14 protein-coding genes are annotated in these 16,019 nt (G+C 44.8%); 3 read left to right on the top strand and 11 right to left on the bottom strand.

Annotation, left to right across the window (positions count from 1 at the left end; all coding sequences use genetic code 11):
- Positions 1 to 18: 18 nt before the first annotated feature.
- Both FAM09_RS28465 and FAM09_RS28460 read right to left on the bottom strand, forming a co-directional pair.
- Entirely contained in the window at positions 19 to 1,491 is a 1,473-nt protein-coding gene (locus tag FAM09_RS28465) for a RagB/SusD family nutrient uptake outer membrane protein (protein ID WP_136580569.1), read from the bottom strand.
- Between the two features lie 29 nt (positions 1,492 to 1,520).
- Positions 1,521 to 4,865, bottom strand: a complete 3,345-nt coding sequence (locus FAM09_RS28460) for a SusC/RagA family TonB-linked outer membrane protein (protein ID WP_136580568.1) — start codon at positions 4,863 to 4,865, stop codon at positions 1,521 to 1,523.
- Between the two features lie 385 nt (positions 4,866 to 5,250).
- Here FAM09_RS28460 and FAM09_RS28455 point away from each other — a divergent pair, with 385 nt between their 5' ends.
- The 3 genes from FAM09_RS28455 (at position 5,251) to FAM09_RS28445 (ending at position 7,339) form a co-directional block, all read left to right on the top strand.
- On the top strand, positions 5,251 to 5,946 hold the full coding sequence (locus FAM09_RS28455; RefSeq protein ID WP_136580567.1) for a FadR/GntR family transcriptional regulator: 696 nt from the start codon (positions 5,251 to 5,253) through the stop codon (positions 5,944 to 5,946).
- A gap of 211 nt (positions 5,947 to 6,157) precedes the next feature.
- On the top strand, positions 6,158 to 6,742 hold the full coding sequence (locus tag FAM09_RS28450; RefSeq protein WP_136580566.1) for a hypothetical protein: 585 nt from the start codon (positions 6,158 to 6,160) through the stop codon (positions 6,740 to 6,742).
- 99 nt (positions 6,743 to 6,841) lie between these two features.
- Positions 6,842 to 7,339 carry a response regulator transcription factor gene (locus tag FAM09_RS28445; protein WP_166437297.1) on the top strand — a complete coding sequence of 166 codons (498 nt, stop codon included), beginning with the start codon at positions 6,842 to 6,844 and terminating at the stop codon, positions 7,337 to 7,339.
- A 93-nt stretch (positions 7,340 to 7,432) separates the two neighbouring features.
- Here FAM09_RS28445 and FAM09_RS28440 read toward each other — a convergent pair whose 3' ends face one another.
- From FAM09_RS28440 to FAM09_RS28400, 9 genes are all read right to left on the bottom strand, one after another.
- Complete coding sequence (locus tag FAM09_RS28440; protein ID WP_166437296.1) at positions 7,433 to 8,110, bottom strand: SRPBCC family protein; 678 nt, start codon at positions 8,108 to 8,110, stop codon at positions 7,433 to 7,435.
- Between the two features lie 244 nt (positions 8,111 to 8,354).
- On the bottom strand, positions 8,355 to 9,266 hold the full coding sequence (gene moaCB, locus FAM09_RS28435; protein WP_136580563.1) for a bifunctional molybdenum cofactor biosynthesis protein MoaC/MoaB: 912 nt from the start codon (positions 9,264 to 9,266) through the stop codon (positions 8,355 to 8,357).
- A gap of 136 nt (positions 9,267 to 9,402) precedes the next feature.
- On the bottom strand, positions 9,403 to 9,849 hold the full coding sequence (locus FAM09_RS28430; RefSeq protein WP_136580562.1) for a molybdenum cofactor biosynthesis protein MoaE: 447 nt from the start codon (positions 9,847 to 9,849) through the stop codon (positions 9,403 to 9,405).
- Positions 9,850 to 10,024: 175 nt separating this feature from the next.
- Entirely contained in the window at positions 10,025 to 10,258 is a 234-nt protein-coding gene (locus FAM09_RS28425) for a MoaD/ThiS family protein (RefSeq protein WP_136580561.1), read from the bottom strand.
- Between the two features lie 130 nt (positions 10,259 to 10,388).
- Positions 10,389 to 11,174 carry a sulfite exporter TauE/SafE family protein gene (locus tag FAM09_RS28420; RefSeq protein ID WP_136580560.1) on the bottom strand — a complete coding sequence of 262 codons (786 nt, stop codon included), beginning with the start codon at positions 11,172 to 11,174 and terminating at the stop codon, positions 10,389 to 10,391.
- 142 nt (positions 11,175 to 11,316) lie between these two features.
- A complete protein-coding gene (locus FAM09_RS28415) occupies positions 11,317 to 12,501 on the bottom strand; it encodes a molybdopterin molybdotransferase MoeA (protein WP_136580559.1) in 1,185 nt (394 codons plus the stop codon).
- Positions 12,502 to 12,511: 10 nt separating this feature from the next.
- Entirely contained in the window at positions 12,512 to 13,492 is a 981-nt protein-coding gene (gene moaA, locus FAM09_RS28410) for a GTP 3',8-cyclase MoaA (RefSeq protein WP_136580558.1), read from the bottom strand.
- Positions 13,493 to 13,639: 147 nt separating this feature from the next.
- Positions 13,640 to 14,242 carry a nucleotidyltransferase family protein gene (locus FAM09_RS28405; RefSeq protein WP_208025673.1) on the bottom strand — a complete coding sequence of 201 codons (603 nt, stop codon included), beginning with the start codon at positions 14,240 to 14,242 and terminating at the stop codon, positions 13,640 to 13,642.
- 561 nt (positions 14,243 to 14,803) lie between these two features.
- Positions 14,804 to 15,964: an XdhC family protein gene (locus tag FAM09_RS28400; RefSeq protein ID WP_136580557.1), complete on the bottom strand. Its 1,161-nt coding sequence runs from the start codon at positions 15,962 to 15,964 to the stop codon at positions 14,804 to 14,806.
- Positions 15,965 to 16,019 lie beyond the last annotated feature (55 nt).

Below are 16,019 nucleotides of genomic sequence, written 5' to 3'. Positions count from 1 at the left end.
TTGTCTATTGCCCATTGATCAATACCCTTCTGTTTGCAATAACCCGCCGTTATTTGCCATTACATTGGCTGCCAGCGGCCAGAACAGCGGCGTGGTTTTTCCCACCAGGTTCGGCACGTAGGTGTACACATTAATGGTGCCGCCTTTATGGAAACGCACCAGGTCGTACCAGCGTTTGTTTTCAAAGAACAGCTCACGGCCACGTTCATCCAGGATCTCTTTTTCAACACTTGCTTTATCAGTAGCGCCTGCATAATTACCCACCCCTGCGCGTACCCGGGTTTTATTCAGGTATTCGATCGCTTTTGTTGTATTGTTAATACCGGCATAGGCTTCTGCAGCCATGAGGTATATTTCACCGAGGCGGTACATAATAATATCATTGTCCGATACCCGGTCATCTGCATATTTTGTTCCGGGCAGTTTGGTGATCCACGAAATTTTAGCGGTAGCGCCCTGGCGCTCGGTAACCCAGGTAAACGGAATGCGTTTATCGCCACTGGCAAACAGGGCTTTTGATTTGGCGCTTATCTGGTAGGCCCCTTGTCCGTTTGAAGTAATGATACAGTAAGGCAGGCTATCCAGGTTAGTGGCGCCGGTTATACCAGTGAGGTATGGCAATGCATTGAGTGCATAATTTGCGTTGCATTCATCGCGGTTGAAATAAGCGGCCAGCAGTATCTCGCTATTCGCCCGGGCAGTAGTTACTTCCTTAAAATCTGCGCGTAAGGCAAGCCCTGTTGTTTTTTCTACTTCAGCCAGCGCGGTGATGGCATCGTTTAAATCGTTAGCGCCACCCGCCAGTACTTTGGCGCTCCATAATCTGGCATCTGCTTTCAGCGCTTGTGCCGATGCGTAGGAGAAGCGGTATTTGCTCGGAATTGTTTTTTCGGGGAACAAGGTTATTGCCTGGTCAAGGTCGGCGATGATCTGCTTCATTACATCGGTTGCTTTTGACCGGGGTAACCGGGGCACATTTTCATTGGTGATGGCATCGAGCATTAACGGTGTATCGCCAATAATGCGAAGCAAACTGAAATAAATATAAGCCCGTAAAGCATACGTTTCTGCGGTTATTCTTTTTTTGGCGTTCTCGTTGACAAAAGTAAACGCCTCAATTTTTGCCAGCAGCAGGTTGCAATTACCAATGGCTTTATACCAGTTGGTGTAATCGAATGCACCGGTCGTAGGCGTAATGTTTTGTGTCCAGGCCTGCGTAAAACGTGAATTGAGGGCCGATACCAGTTCTTCACCGCGTTCCGTTCCATAGGTAATGTTGTTGGCAATGCCGGTAATGTTTTGCGGACCAGTTCTTGCAGAACCGCGCAGGTACATATATATGCCTACAACGTATGGATCAAAATCACTTTCGCTTTGAAAATAATCTGCGTCGGTAATAGACGATTCAGTTTTTGCTTCCAGTAACTTTTCGCAACTGGTTCCTATCAACAGCAACCAGCAGCCTATAAACAGATAAAATAATTTGTTCATACTCTATAATTACAATCGTTATGAATAGTTTACTTGAACCGAACGGTAGCGCCCAGTGAAAACTGGCGGGGACGCGGATAACCGATGGCATCGAACCCGCTGTATGTTTCAGGGTTCACGCCTTTGTATTTTGTGAGATAACCTATATTATAAATGCTGCCGAATACATTCAGTCCGCCGATGTGTGCTTTCTTCACCAGCTCTCGCGGCAATTCGTAGCCCAGGTAAATTTCCCGGAAGGCCAGGAAGTCGCCCTTTTCAAACATCGTGCTTACATCAACACCATAAGAGCTGTTGGTTCCAACAGAAGTAACCTGGCGAATGTAGTTGCGCTGGCCAAAATCAAAATCGGCAAAAGAGAAGCGGGCATATTTCTTTCCCACATCACCCGGTTGTTTCCAGATGTCGTTGCCGAGCGCTTCAGCCGGAGCGCCTTCATTGAAGGCCCTGCCCTGCCCTAACGAGCGGGCCAATGCGCCATTGCTGATCACATGACCTAATGCATAATCAACCGCAAAGCGTAAGGTTAGATTTTTATAGCTGAAGGTATTTTGCATACCACCGATCTTGTCGGGAGCGCGATACCCCATGAATACCATGTCGCGGCTGTCGATGACGTTATCGCCATTCAAATCGGCCCATATGTAATCACCGGCATGTTTGCCTACGGTTTGACCCGAAGGAGAAGCCATCAGGTCTTTTTTACCCCAGGCAGCCGCTTCTGCATCGGTTGAAAAAATGCCATCGACTTTAAATGCATACAAACTATATGGACGCTCGCCTTCAGCAATGCCACCTACTTCTATTTCACTCTTAGAGGCTGGATCGTATACCGTGCCGCCATTCTGGCGGTTCTTATCGCGACCATTATCCGGCAGATCGACAACTACGGTGCGGTTTAATGCAAAGGAGAAGTTGGCTTTCCATGTAAATTCCCTGTATTTTAAAACAGTGGCTGATAACTCCACTTCAACGCCCCTGTTGCGCAATGTTCCGTTGTTATACGTGATGGAAGCAAAAGGCCCTTCGAGTGGCAATGGTTTCGAAGCCAGCCTGTTTTTCGTTAATTTATTATAATAGTCAACCGTTAATGTAATGCGGTTACGAAAGAAGGCCGCATCAAAGGCAAGGTCCATTGTTTCGGTTGACTCCCATTTCAGATTTGGGTTGGCCAGGTTACCGCGCACGATACCGGATGTTTGGCCATAGGTAGTGCCTGCATAATTTCCATACGTATCGCCAAGATCAAGGTCGTTCAAACCGGTAGCACCCCAGCTTGCTCTCAACTTCAATGCATTAATATGTTTACTATTCCAGAACGATTCGTTGTGCAGGTTCCAACCAACAGATAGGGATGGGAAGGTTGCATATTTATTACCCGGCGCGAAATAGGAAAAGCCGTCGTGCCGGAGCGAACCGCTTAGCAGGTACTTATTATCATAATCGTAGCTGAACTGTGCAAAGTAACTGGCCGATTTCTTCTCCGTCAAATTAGTGCCCAGATCGGTTACATTGGTTACGGTTTGTCCGTTTACAATAGCCGTCGTAGGTTCTTCAATAGTATACACATAATCGTTGGTGGCCCGTTGTGAACCTATCGTTATTTCGCTTCTTGATTCGCGTGTATAGTTAAAGCCGGCCAGTACGCTGATGTTATGCAGGTTATTGAAGGAATGATCATACTGCAGTATTTGGTCGACCATTAACTGGCGCAGGTTGTTGGTGTTCTCATATTTCTGGCGGGTAGTAGACAACTGCACCGAACCAGGGTATGCTTTTCTGAACAACATATTGCGGTAATCATCCATTACATAGGAAACTGCCGGCCTGAAGTGCAACCCTTTCAAAATAGTTACATCACCACCCAAACGCGAGATGATGCGTTCGGTATTCACCCGCATATCGTCGTACTTCAATGTATGAAAACGGTTGCGGGTACTTGTTACTTCACCAAAGGTAGGCGTACCATCGTCCCTGAAAATGCGGATCAACGGCGTAATGCGGGTAGCCCGTACCAGGTCGTTGGTGTAAGATTCAACATAGCTGGGGATCACGTTCTGATAGTTCACCATTGCATCCAGCTTAAAATTGCTGGTGACCTTAAAACCAAAATTGCCTAATACGTTGTATCGTTTATAATCGGTTCCAACAAAAATACCTTCCTGGTTTACATAGCCAAGCGATACATTGTAGCTGGCGCTTTCGCCGCCGCCGGTAACACTGGCATTGTAATTATTGCTTATGCCCGTATTCCATAGCATATCCTGGTAACGGTTATCGGCATACAACAATTTGGTGCCGGGGTTGATGGGATCATCCATCACCTGCCATCCTTTGGCCAACAGGTTGTCTACATACTCCTGCCCTTCAACCGCCACCAGGTTATCGTATAAAGCAGTGAGGTTAATAGAGTTGCTGTACTGGCCTTTTGCAGTAAACGTAGTGGTGCCTGCGGAGAAGCCACCCTTGTTCAACAGGTTGTCTTTATTTAAAGCATCAGCGGTATTTTGAACCGTTGTGCGGGCGAGGGTGAGATAATCCCTGGCGCTTAAATAATCATAATCGCGCATCTGGGTTTCCCAGTTACGGCGATAGTTGAATGTAATAACCGGTTTGGAACCAAACTTACCCGATCTGGTCTTAATGACAATTACGCCATTAGCGCCGCGGGCGCCATATACGGCAGTTGAAGCTGCGTCTTTCATTACCTGGAACGATTCAATGTCATCGGGATTGATATCATTGATGGAACGGAACACCCCATCGATCACCACCAGCGGGTTGGAAACATCTACATTGCTGTTGGCCCTGCCACCGCTGGTTCCCAAACCTGTACCGTAGGTATTGAGTTTGGTACCACCGCGAATAAGAATATTATTGGCCCCTGAACCGGGTTGCCCATTAACAATAGGCACCGAAACACCCGCCAGTTTCCCCTGGATGGCCTGTACGGGGTTGGGGTTTGTGGTATTAACCATTTCTTCAGCGGCCAGCTTCGAAACGGCTGCCGCTGTTTTGTTCCTTGTTTGGGTCATGTACCCCACTACCACTACATCAGTAAGCGAGGTAGCTTCAACATCTAGTTTTAGATTGATTACATTTTGCCCGTTAATAGCCACTTCTTTTGGTTGAGTGCCTATGTACGAAAACACCAGGGTATCGTTTAAGGAATTTACCCTGATCTGGAACTGTCCATTGTTATTGGTAATAGCAGACCGGTTGGTTCCTTTTACAGTAACTGTAACATTGGAAAGCTTTTCGGCAGTGGAAGTCGTGGTTACGGTTCCCGAAACAGTGGAATTGGTTTGTCCATAGCTATCGGTACTAATCTGTAACCAGCAGCCTATGAGTAACCAGGTAAAAATCTTTTTCATAATGGCTTATCGTTAGTTTTGCAATACGTAGTTATGTACTACATATTACAAATATAGAACTCTCCAGATTTAACGCAAATAATTTTGTCTGACAATTTGGCCATGATAACTTTGTAAACAGTTTTTAGCATCAGGAGGCTGCCCGGACCAGGAACGATAATTCCTTCGCGATTTATGTACAGTATGCACGGTTTCAATATCTTAAGCACGTAAAATCACACCCATACATTATGGAATGAACTGCCGCAGGCAGTATCAGGTATAGCCACCATGACCCAGATTTACGCAAACGTTTGTCTTGGGTTGGGGTCCAATGTAAGTGACACAAAAACATAGCCGTCATTAAGTATTACATAATCAGCTAACTTTTATTATTTTTGGACTTATGAGCATTGAAAAAGACCTATTTAAACTGAAGCCTATCGCGTATACCACGATGGCCGATCAGGTTGAAACCCACCTGCGCGAATACATCATTAAACGTTCCATAAAACCGGGCGACCCAATTCCTAAAGAAACCGAGATTGCCCAGGCATTAGGCGTTAGCAGAAATGTGGTGCGGGAAGCGCTCAGCCGGCTGCGCATGCTGGGCATGATAGAGTCGCGCAAAAAACGGGGAATGATACTTACCCAACCTGATGTGATGAAAGGTCTTGAACTGATTATTCACCCTACCATTTTAGATGAAAACGTTCGCAAAGAGTTGTTTGAATTGCGCCTGGTGCTGGAAGTAGGTTTGGGTGATCTGCTGTTCCGTCGCAAATCTGAAGAACACCTGAAGAAACTGGATGCTATTGTTGAACGCGAGCAAAAAGCCACTACACAAATAGAACGCATTCGTTGTGAAATTGACTTTCACTCTACCTTATATGATATGGCCGGCAATGAAACCCTGAAACGTTTTCAGGATATCCTGATGCCCGTTTTTGAATACGTAGTAGAATACGAATCGAAGCTTGATCATACGTCTGTAGGTTCTGTAACACATGCCGACCTGGTTAAAATATTATATGGTAATAATTCCGAAGCGTATCCTAATGCCATGCGCAAACACCTGATGCCACATTTGGAACACCTATAGGATTTTGAGATCGCTGATTTTGAGATTTTGGGATTTTTGGAATTTGACCTTTTTCAAAAGTGTGCTATCACAAGTAGTGCACTTTTTTTACTATATACATTTAATTAACACCGGTTAAGCTGCCGTTAACAGGAACGTTGTGCAGTAACTAATTAAATTTTCCGACGTCATACCATAGTTAATAAACCATTCACACTAAAAAATATAAGGTATGAAACACGTAATCATTTTCGGCAGCATGCTGTTTTTTGGCGCTACAACCGCATTTTCACAAGACGAACTGGCAATTGCTATAGTCAGTAATAGCATACATAAGGTTAGCAAATCACAAAAAGAAGAGAACCGGTTCAGCAGAAGAATGAAAGAATACACCGAACCGAACTACACAACCGGGCAGCATTTCCTGACTCAATTTCCCGATGCTACTAATGTTAGCTGGAAGATCAATGGTTTTGAAGAAGCCTCTTTTACCCTGAATGGAAAAAATATGCAGGCTTTTTATGACTATGACAATCAACTGATCGGCACTACAACTCCTGCAAACTATTTCGACATGCCTGCCAGTGCCAGAAAATATATTGAAAAACATTATGGTGATTACACAACGCAAAAAGTTATCCTGTTTGATGACAATGAGTACAACCAAAGCGATATGATATTGTACGGCGATGCATTTGCAGATGAAGACAATTATTTTGTGGAATTATCAAATGGCTCCAAAACGATTGTGTTGCAGGTAAACATGGAAGGTTTGGTTACTTTCTATAAAGATCTTACCTACTGTAATGTTAAATAACTCTTAATGCTACAGGTTTCCCGCTGTATCGTGAAACCTGTAGCTAAAATAATTGTTAGAATACACAATTATTATTCGAAAATGTCATTAATACATTTTATGAAACCTGTGACTATATTACTGGCAGAAGATAATTTGGTATTGGGCCTTTTTGTTAAACAAGTTTTGCAACAGGCTGGTTACCGGGTTTGGTATTGTATGAATACTTCAGAAGCCTGGCAATATTATGCTGATAAAAAACCCGACCTGGTATTGCTGGATAACAATCAGTCGGTGCAAGCCAACTTTTCACTGGCAGGCAAAATTAGGGAGGTAAATAAATTAATACCTATCATGTTCCTGTCGGGCACAACGTATGAGGAAGTTGTATATGAGAACATCTGGCCGGAACCAGTAGCACAAAAAGCTATGGTAACACTTAGTGAAAAAAAGCTATTGGAAAATTTACATAATATGATGCCTGTGGCGGCGCCACCTGTGGCCGTTGCACCGGTGTTCGATGTGAAGGGAATGAAATGGTGCAGTGCCGAAGATATTTTGATCCTTACTTCTTTCTTTGAAGAGTCGGTGCATTTAAAACAATATGTGCCGAATTAGAATTAGAATTTGAAATTTGAAAATGAGGTAATTTGAAAATGAAGCCATTTGTATAACTCCATTTTCAAATTTTCAAATTCTCAAACCTTGAAATTACCTCGGAATTAAAATCGTTTCATGTGTTTCCACAAAATCTTTAAACCCTCTTATTTCTTCTTCTACCATGCGTTTGAATACCGGTGTAAATAACCGGGCTACCTGTTCACCCGCTCTACCTAACGGTGCATGATACGTTAAAATCACATCTACCGTAGTACCTTGTCCGCCCAATGCATCGCGAAAACCTACTTTACCTGCATTGTCGATAGACGAGCCGGGTAAACTTTGCCAGGCGATCATTTCACCATAGCGTTCTTTAACTATTTCGGCATGCCATTGGAACGTACCTAACTTGCCGGGGATCTCCATTACCCAGTTTGAAAACAATTCATCCTGTTCTTCTACCCGCTGCAAGTGTTTCATGAATAATGGCAGGTTCGAAAGATTTCTCCACAGTGCATAAACTTCTTCCCGTGGTTTATTAATAACCATCGACACCCTGATGTTGAGTGAACGGCCATGGGCTACTTTTTCAAAGGAATGATACATTTCGCCAAAGGTGCGCTTACCGGCTATGCCTTTGTAAGTGAGGAAACAGCCTATTGCGGCTTTTAAAAAACGGTTGGAAGAATTTCTGTTGAATGCACTGCCAATTAACATGATTCCTCCTGCTACGGAAGCCAGCCTTTGACAGGTGGCTGCGCTCAATAGTTTATCGCGATTGCTGTGCATAAGATATAATTTTAGGTGGATAGTATGAAAGAATAGCATTAAGTATCAAAATACTATACCAAGCACATGGGGGGACCATCTGTTACCAATATTACATGGAAAGTGAAATTGTGGCCTTTTTTCTACAAAAGAAGTTTTAAGATTTCTGATTTCGGGATTTAGAGATTTTGAGATTTAAATAAATACAGAATGCCCGAACACAGGCAAATCCCAAAATCCCAAAATCACTAAATCGAAAATGTCTTTAGTCATGTCTCATTCCTTCCGCTACCCTGAAAATATGGATCAGGTAAGGGAATAACGCATCCATGGTTTCTTCAGTGCCCTTGGTAGACCCGGGCAGGGTAAGCACCAGGGTGTTTTGAATAAACCCGGCCACACCGCGTGACAACATGGCGTAAGGAGTGCGCTGTTGTCCGTATTGACGGGCGGCTTCCATGATACCCGGAATGACGCGATCGAGCAGCGGAGTAATGGCTTCGGGCGTTACATCACGGGGTGATAGGCCCGTGCCACCGGTAAATAATACCAGGTTATATTGTTCGTTGACAAGCTGCTTTACTTTTGCCTGGATAACCTCTACCTCATCGGGAATGATCTCGTATATACCGGTAGTAAGGTTGTATTGCTTTAATTTTTGCAGGATCACTTTTCCGGCCCTGTCTTCTTTATCACCGGCCGAAATACTGTCGCTGCAAACGATCACTGCACAACGCAGGCTTTTGGTGAGCGAATCTTTAAAGTCGGTTTTGCCGCCTTTTTTATTCTCCAGTTTAATAGTGCTGATCTCAATTTCTTTATCCAGCGGTTTCAGCATATCGTACATGGTCAATGCCGTTACCGAAGCGCCATGCATGGCTTCCACTTCTACCCCGGTTTTATAAATGGTATGCACTTCAACGGTTACAATAATATTCAACCCTTCTATGGCATGTGTAATAGCGGCATATTCAACAGGCAAGGGATGACAATCGGGAATGACATCGCTTGTTTTCTTAATGGCCAGCAAACCGGCGGCGCGACTGAATTCAAACACATCACCTTTGGGCACTTTCCGCTGCTGTATGGCATCGATCGTTTCCTGCTTAGATACTTTTACGATGGCGGTGGCTATGGCTTGTCTTAGACTGGATATCTTGTGAGTTATATTTATCATTATTAGTTTGTCTCGTGGGTGGTTTGTAAAGCAAGCTAGTAGTAAGTAGTAAGTGGCTAGTAGGTTATTCGAGAGTGACCATAAGTACCTGTTTGTATTTCCTACTCGCTACTTGCCACTCGCTACTCACCTTAAATTATTTATTTTCCTTCCATTGGTAGGATTCATCTTCAAAAATCTCTTTCCCCCAGATCGGTAATTCGGCTTTTATTCTTTCTACCGTTTCCGTACAGGCATCAATGGCCGCTTTGCGATGTTCTGATGAAGTAAATACAAACAGGCAGATCTCACCAGCGGCAATCTTTCCCAGGCTATGATGCACATGCATGCATACAAGCGGATATTTGGCAAAGATCGCTTCCCTTATCTGGTGCATTTTTTCCAGGGCCATTTCTTCATAGGCAGTATATTCTATGGCCACTACTTTGCTGCCTTCGATCACATCGGCCCTTACCTGCCCTAAAAAAATACTATGACCGCCAATATTTGTTTTTGTATCGTGCTTTTGAATACTATCCGCGATAAAGGAAGCCGCAATTGGCCCCTGTGTAAATATGTTCTTTGGCTTGCGTTCTGTGATCATAATGTCGTTTTTTTGTGAATGGTCAATATCATAAGCTAGTGGCTAGTAGTAAGTGGCTAGTAGGGTTTAATTTCGAATGCCCCGATAAATTGCAACAGAGTTTTTGTTACTATTGTCTTCCCTACTCGCTCCCGATAGCAATCGGGACTACTTACTACTCGCTTGGGGATTGATTCTACCCCCCCGCAAATGGTGGTAACAACGCCACTGTGTTATTGCCAGATAAAGTCGTATGTCCGGTTACAATTTGTTTATCAACCGCAATGATGTATGGTTTATTCACCAATGCCGGATAGCGTTGATTCAATTGATCGATCAAATCGGTGGTATCCACGGCATTCTCGATAGTAACGGGACTATTGCCCATTATATCAGTCAACTGTCCAAACACAATAACCTGTACCGGCATAAATAATAGTTTATTTCAATACGTCAAAATTACTTATTTATTTTTAGCTAGTGGTAAGTGACTAGTGGGGGCTTCCATTCACCACTCAAAATTTTCACCTGGTCCCTCCCTACTCGCTACTAGCTAAACACTACTCGCCTTTCACTGCAGCGGGAGCATCGATCTTTTTCTCTTTTGGCTTTGCATCCGTACTCGCAAAGATCAATTTTATGGAAGCCACCAGCAGTGCGGAAGCCAGGATATTCTTCAATATCGCCTGTTTAAATTTCAGCGCGCCAAAATAAGCGCCGGCCAGTCCGCCGATAAACGCTACCACCACATAAATATACATATCGCCGCTAAAGTGAATGCCTTTCTGCAATTGACCCAACAATCCCGCTATTGAATTCACAAAAATAAACAGGGCGCTAATGGCCGCTGTTTGCTTCTGGTCGGTCCACCTGAGCATTAACAAAACAGGCGATAGAATAATGCCTCCGCCAATCCCAATAAGGCCCGACAAAAAACCGATCGTTCCACCAATGACTAACGACAAAGCCCAATTCGATTTCCTGAATTCCGTTACATCCACTTTACTATAAAACCAAAAACGGATAACAGGTATCAGCAATAAAATGCCCAGTATTTTTTTATAGACCCCGCCATCGATATGTATCAACCCACCCACGAACGCCATAGGGATAGAGGCAACAGCAAATGGTAGAAATATCTGCCATTTGAAATGTTTTCCGCGATAGAACTGAATGAACGAGGTGAGCGATACAAACAGGTTTAACAAGAGCGCTGTTGGCTTCATAACATCCGGTGCTATTCCAAACAACGCCATCAGGGCCAGGTAACCGCTGGCGCCACCATGGCCTACAGAAGCATAAAGGAAGGCTACTAAGAATAAAAGACCATAAAATAGTAGTTCCATGGGGGTCATAGCTTATTTATTATTTCAGATGGCAGATTTGAAGGCATTTCTGATTTCGGGATTTTGTGATTTCTTTTATTGAAACCTCACGCAATATCTCCAAATCTCAAAATCACTAAATCGCAAAATCACACAATCCTAATCATTCCGGTATCAAGTGAACTTCAATCTCCTCCCCTTCTTTAAAATCCATTTTTTCTTCCGGCAAACACAACAAACAATTGGCCATGGCAAAGGAGCGAAGGCGATACGACTCCTGGGCATCCAACGGCACAACGCTTTTTCCATCGTAATACCCTTTCAGGAAAAAGGTGAGCAAGGCTGTTTTGGAATACGCTTTCGCTAATGGCGCTTTTATCGTTTTCAAAAATGGCGGTAACTGCATCAACTGTTCCAGCGCGGGCACCACAAACTCATAAAAACAGGTGAGCACTGACGATGGATTACCGGGTAACCCAAACACCCATTTATTTTCTTTCTTACCTACAAACAATGGTTTGCCCGGACGTTGTTTTAATTTATGGAACAAGGTGGTTACGCCACAAGCCGCCGCCGCTTCAGGAACAAAATCATAGTTACCAACGCTTACGCCCCCGGTTAATAAAACCACGTCGCTGTTATCTAATGCGTTTTGCAATATGTCTTTTACGGTTTGCGGATCGTCTTTTGCTTCGAACACCGGCACGTCTTCAATTTGCAGTTGCTGCAGCGCCGCCCGTAACTGAAATGAATTGCATTCATACACCTGTCCGTGCAGCAATGCATTGCCCGGTTGTTGCAGCTCATTACCGGTAACAATAATGCTCATGACCGGTGTTGGATAAACCGACACTTCCGCCACGCCGGTTGTGGCCAGAAAACCTATAGCCGCAGGCGTTAGTTTTTGTCCTTTCGATAGCACCAGCTCGCCGGCTTTAATTTCAGAACCTGTTGGCCGCACATTCAGGCCAGCTTTCAATTGTTCATCGAGAATATGCAGTTGGCCATCGGTTACCTGCACTTTTTCCTGCATTACAACCGTATCGGCGCCAGCGGGGACAGCGGCCCCGGTAAAAATGCGCATGGCCTGGTTGCCATTTAACGTAAACAGTTCGGGTTCACCGGCCGGCACTTCTCCCTGTATAGTTAAGGTTTTGTGCAATTGAAAACCGGCAAACGACAAGGCATAGCCGTCCATGGCCGATTGATGGAATGAAGGAATATCCGTCAACGCAAATACGTCGGCGGCCAATACCCGGCCCAGGGCTTGTTGTAATGGAATGGTTACCGGCGCTAACGCTGTGGCATTGGCGCGGATGATATGTTTAGCTTCTGTTACAGAAATCATGACGATGGTATTAACCTCCGATGGTGATCATGCTGCGGTTTTGTATAGCGCTGGCTTCAATATGTTCAAAATCGGCGCTGAATTGTCCGCCCAGCTCTTTGGCTTTGGCATGAATACTCTGGCGGATTAAAGGAACGATGTCTTCCCCATTTCGTAATGTGGTGAGCAGATCGGTTTCTTCTTTTGAGAAAAGGCAATTTTTCATTTTGCCATCTGCGGTTAAGCGCATCCGGTTGCAGGTACTGCAGAAAGGCGCGCTCATGGTGCTGATAACGGCAAAGGTGCCGGCGTGTCCCGGGACCAGATATTTTTTAGCGGTATCGTTCAATTCATCTTTCAACCGGATAAAGGAATACTCTGCTTCTACAATTTGCAAAATTTGTTGCCAGGTAAGCACTTTATTGCTCGTCCACCGGTTGCCCTGGAATGGCATGAACTCAATAAAGCGTACATGCACCGGCGTGTTTTTCGTCCACGCTACAAAATCATTGATCTCATGATCGTTGAAATCTTTCATCACTACGACGTTCACTTTGGCGCGAATGTCGTTTTCCAGCAACAGGTGAATATTGTCGTATACCCGCTTGAACTGGTCGCGGCGGGTGATGAGTTGAAATTTATCGGCCTGTAAGGTATCCAGACTTACATTGAGCGAGGTGACACCGGCCTGTTTTAAAGCAGGTATAAATTCATGCAGGCGGGCGCCGTTGGTGGTCATGGTCAAGGTAACCGGCAGTTTCGACAGCGCCATGATTATTTCGGCCGCATCTTTCCGTACCAGTGGTTCGCCACCGGTGAGCCGGATCTTTTTCACCCCCAACTCAACAAAAGTTTTTGCGATTGCTTCTATTTCATGCGCCTGCATCAATTTGGAAGCGGGCGTAAATTCGTATTCCTCTTCAGGCATACAATAAAAGCAGCGAAAATTACAATTGTCGGTCAGTGAAATCCGCAAATAATCATGAACTCTATTGAACTGATCAATTATCATTGCCTGCTATTGGGTTGAAGTAGTAAAAGTAACCTAAAAATGCCAGAAAAGTTTGAAGTTGACCGGGTTGAAAAGTTGATAGTGATGATATAGTTGATAGAGCTAATACAGCTATGGGAGATGAGACATAATTTTTCCCGGCCTTTATCAACTTTTCAACATATTAATCAGCTCCTCATACTCCGCAACCGTATCAATATCAAAATCTCCCTGGGGGAATGGTACTGAAGTAGTATGCTCCGGGTGTTGCTGCATGATCTTCCTGGCGCCTGTGTCGCCCTGCAAATCAATCAGTTGCGGAAACATGGCCTTTTCAAACAGGGCCGGTATGCCCAGGGTTCCGCCATAGGCGCTGGCCACGATGGTTTTGCCGCTCTTTTGTTGCTCATTGATCAGGTCGAGCAGCAGATCGGGCGAGACAAATGGCTGATCGCAGACCATAAAAATTACCTGCTCGGGCGTAGGCGTACGATTAAGCAATGCCTGCAGCCCGCACCGGATAGAAGAAGCGATTCCTTCCTCCCATGCCGGGTTATAAACGATCTGTACCTGGGTGGGGTTCAGGGCGGCCACCAATTGATCGGCATTTGACCCGGTCACTACCACCGGATGTGTGGTTATTGTCAGCGCCGTTTTTACGGCATGCTGCAGCAGGGTTTTGCCTTGCCAGGGTAATAATTGTTTTGGCCGGCCCAACCGGGTGGAAGCGCCTGCGGCGAGAATTACTATATCGGTGTGGAAAATGGTCATGGTTATGGCTATTGAATATTGATTATTGCAAATTGAGTATTGAGATTCGCCTGATTCTATAACCAATTGTGCGTATTCTATCACACATTTGTCTTATTCAATTACCCGTTTGCAGAATTCTATCACACATTTGTCGAATTCACCAACCAATTACGCGAATGCTACTACACATTTGTCGAATTCAACAACCAATTATGCGAATGCTGCCACACATTTGTCGAATTCAACAACCAATTATGCGAATGCTACCACATACTTATCTAATATAACAATCAGTTGAACAAATTACACCACCAATTAAACATTTTACTATAGCAAGTTGATCAATTGGTGCATTTATATTAACAATGTACTGGTCAATTAAGCAAATTGATCAACCAATTCGAAAAATGGCCCATCATATTCTGCAAACAAGCCCATCAAAACTCACAAAAGCATTATCAAATTCGCAATACAAACTCCTCTATTCATGAAATTGATAGTTGAATATATATTATTGACTATTGCATATTGACTTTTGCCGCCGCCGCCGCGATCCGGCGCTAAAGCATTGCCTATTGCTTATTGACTGATCTTCACTTCTTCAATCTCCTTTTCTACCCGCGGATGAATAGTATCTGCACTATTGCGCAACGATTCTCCGGTTCTGCCCGCAATAACGGCTTTTATTTCTGCAACGATAGATAACGCGATCTCTTCGGCATTTTCGGCGCCGATGTTCAAACCTACCGGCCCAAAGATAGAAGCCAGTTGCTCCGGCGTTGGCACTATCCCTTCTGCCTTTAATTCATCCAGCATCCGCACCAGTTTTTTACGCGGACCCAGCATACCTATATAGGTAATTTGCCGGATGATCAATTGCCGCAACACTTTCAGATCATAATTATAATTATGGGTCATCAGCACAAAAACCGTTTGCGCATCGATGGTTACCTGTTCAATTACCTGGTCGGGTTTGGTTACCAGCACCTGGTTAGCGGTAGGGAACCGGGCAGCCGTTGCATGCGCTTGTCGGCCATCGGCCACCGTTACCTGCCAGCCCAGGAGATTTGCCATTTGCGCCACTGGCATGGCATCATTTCCGGCTCCGATGATGATCACCGATACAGCCGGTTTTATCAATTCAATAAACGCTGTGAATTGCTTCCCTTCCGATACATACGTTTTTGTTGCCGAAACCTGGTTCACAAAGGCGGTTTTGGCGTCGGCCGTCAACGCCTTTTGTAATGCATCGTTGGTGAGGCGGGCCGTAACGGTTTCACCTGGCAATTGCAACAAACAGGTACCTGGCTGCACTTCGCGACGATCGTTCAATGAAAAAAGCATGACCAATGCCGCATGTTGCCGTTGCAGGCTGATGGTCTTTAATAATTGAATGGGATTGTCTTTTTGCGCGGGTAATATCGGTTCAATAACTATATGTATAATGCCTTCGCATCCCAACCCAACGCCGAGTTTGGCATCGTCCTCATCAGTAGTATCATACGTTACCAGCATGGGTTCCTGCCGCGCCATTACCAGTAATGCTTTTCGCAAGGCATCGCCCTCCAGGCAGCCGCCGCTGATAGCACCGGTTAGCATCCCATCCTGCGTTATCAGCATCCTTGCGCCCGGCCGGCGGTAACTGGATCCCTGTACATGCACCACGGTGGCCAGTGCGGTTTGTTTTCCCTGCTGTTGCGCTTCCTCAAAGGCCTGTATAATGGCCTGTATTTCTTTCATAACGAAATTTTTGTACTAATGCAATTGTATTAAAGTTACAACAGTTAGCAAACAT

This window comes from Niastella caeni, from assembly GCF_004834005.1.
Taxonomy (GTDB): Bacteria; Bacteroidota; Bacteroidia; order Chitinophagales; family Chitinophagaceae; genus Niastella; species Niastella caeni.
The sequence above is the reverse complement of the archived record's forward strand: the minus strand, read 5'-3'. Positions and strand labels throughout refer to the sequence as shown.

Bases quoted from the DNA above. Each gene is read 5' to 3' on its own strand.
- FAM09_RS28420 (WP_136580560.1), bottom strand. From the start codon at position 11,174: ATGGAACTACTATTTTATGGTCTTTTATTCTTAGTAGCCTTCCTTTAT.
- FAM09_RS28455 (WP_136580567.1), top strand. From the start codon at position 5,251: ATGAGCATTGAAAAAGACCTATTTAAACTGAAGCCTATCGCGTATACC.
- FAM09_RS28440 (WP_166437296.1), bottom strand. From the start codon at position 8,110: ATGCACAGCAATCGCGATAAACTATTGAGCGCAGCCACCTGTCAAAGG.
- FAM09_RS28415 (WP_136580559.1), bottom strand. From the start codon at position 12,501: ATGATTTCTGTAACAGAAGCTAAACATATCATCCGCGCCAATGCCACA.
- moaA (WP_136580558.1), bottom strand. From the start codon at position 13,492: ATGATAATTGATCAGTTCAATAGAGTTCATGATTATTTGCGGATTTCA.
- FAM09_RS28425 (WP_136580561.1), bottom strand. From the start codon at position 10,258: ATGCCGGTACAGGTTATTGTGTTTGGACAGTTGACTGATATAATGGGC.
- FAM09_RS28450 (WP_136580566.1), top strand. From the start codon at position 6,158: ATGAAACACGTAATCATTTTCGGCAGCATGCTGTTTTTTGGCGCTACA.
- FAM09_RS28430 (WP_136580562.1), bottom strand. From the start codon at position 9,849: ATGATCACAGAACGCAAGCCAAAGAACATATTTACACAGGGGCCAATT.
- FAM09_RS28465 (WP_136580569.1), bottom strand. From the start codon at position 1,491: ATGAACAAATTATTTTATCTGTTTATAGGCTGCTGGTTGCTGTTGATA.
- FAM09_RS28405 (WP_208025673.1), bottom strand. From the start codon at position 14,242: ATGACCATTTTCCACACCGATATAGTAATTCTCGCCGCAGGCGCTTCC.
- FAM09_RS28400 (WP_136580557.1), bottom strand. From the start codon at position 15,964: ATGAAAGAAATACAGGCCATTATACAGGCCTTTGAGGAAGCGCAACAG.
- FAM09_RS28445 (WP_166437297.1), top strand. From the start codon at position 6,842: ATGAAACCTGTGACTATATTACTGGCAGAAGATAATTTGGTATTGGGC.
- moaCB (WP_136580563.1), bottom strand. From the start codon at position 9,266: ATGATAAATATAACTCACAAGATATCCAGTCTAAGACAAGCCATAGCC.
- FAM09_RS28460 (WP_136580568.1), bottom strand. From the start codon at position 4,865: ATGAAAAAGATTTTTACCTGGTTACTCATAGGCTGCTGGTTACAGATT.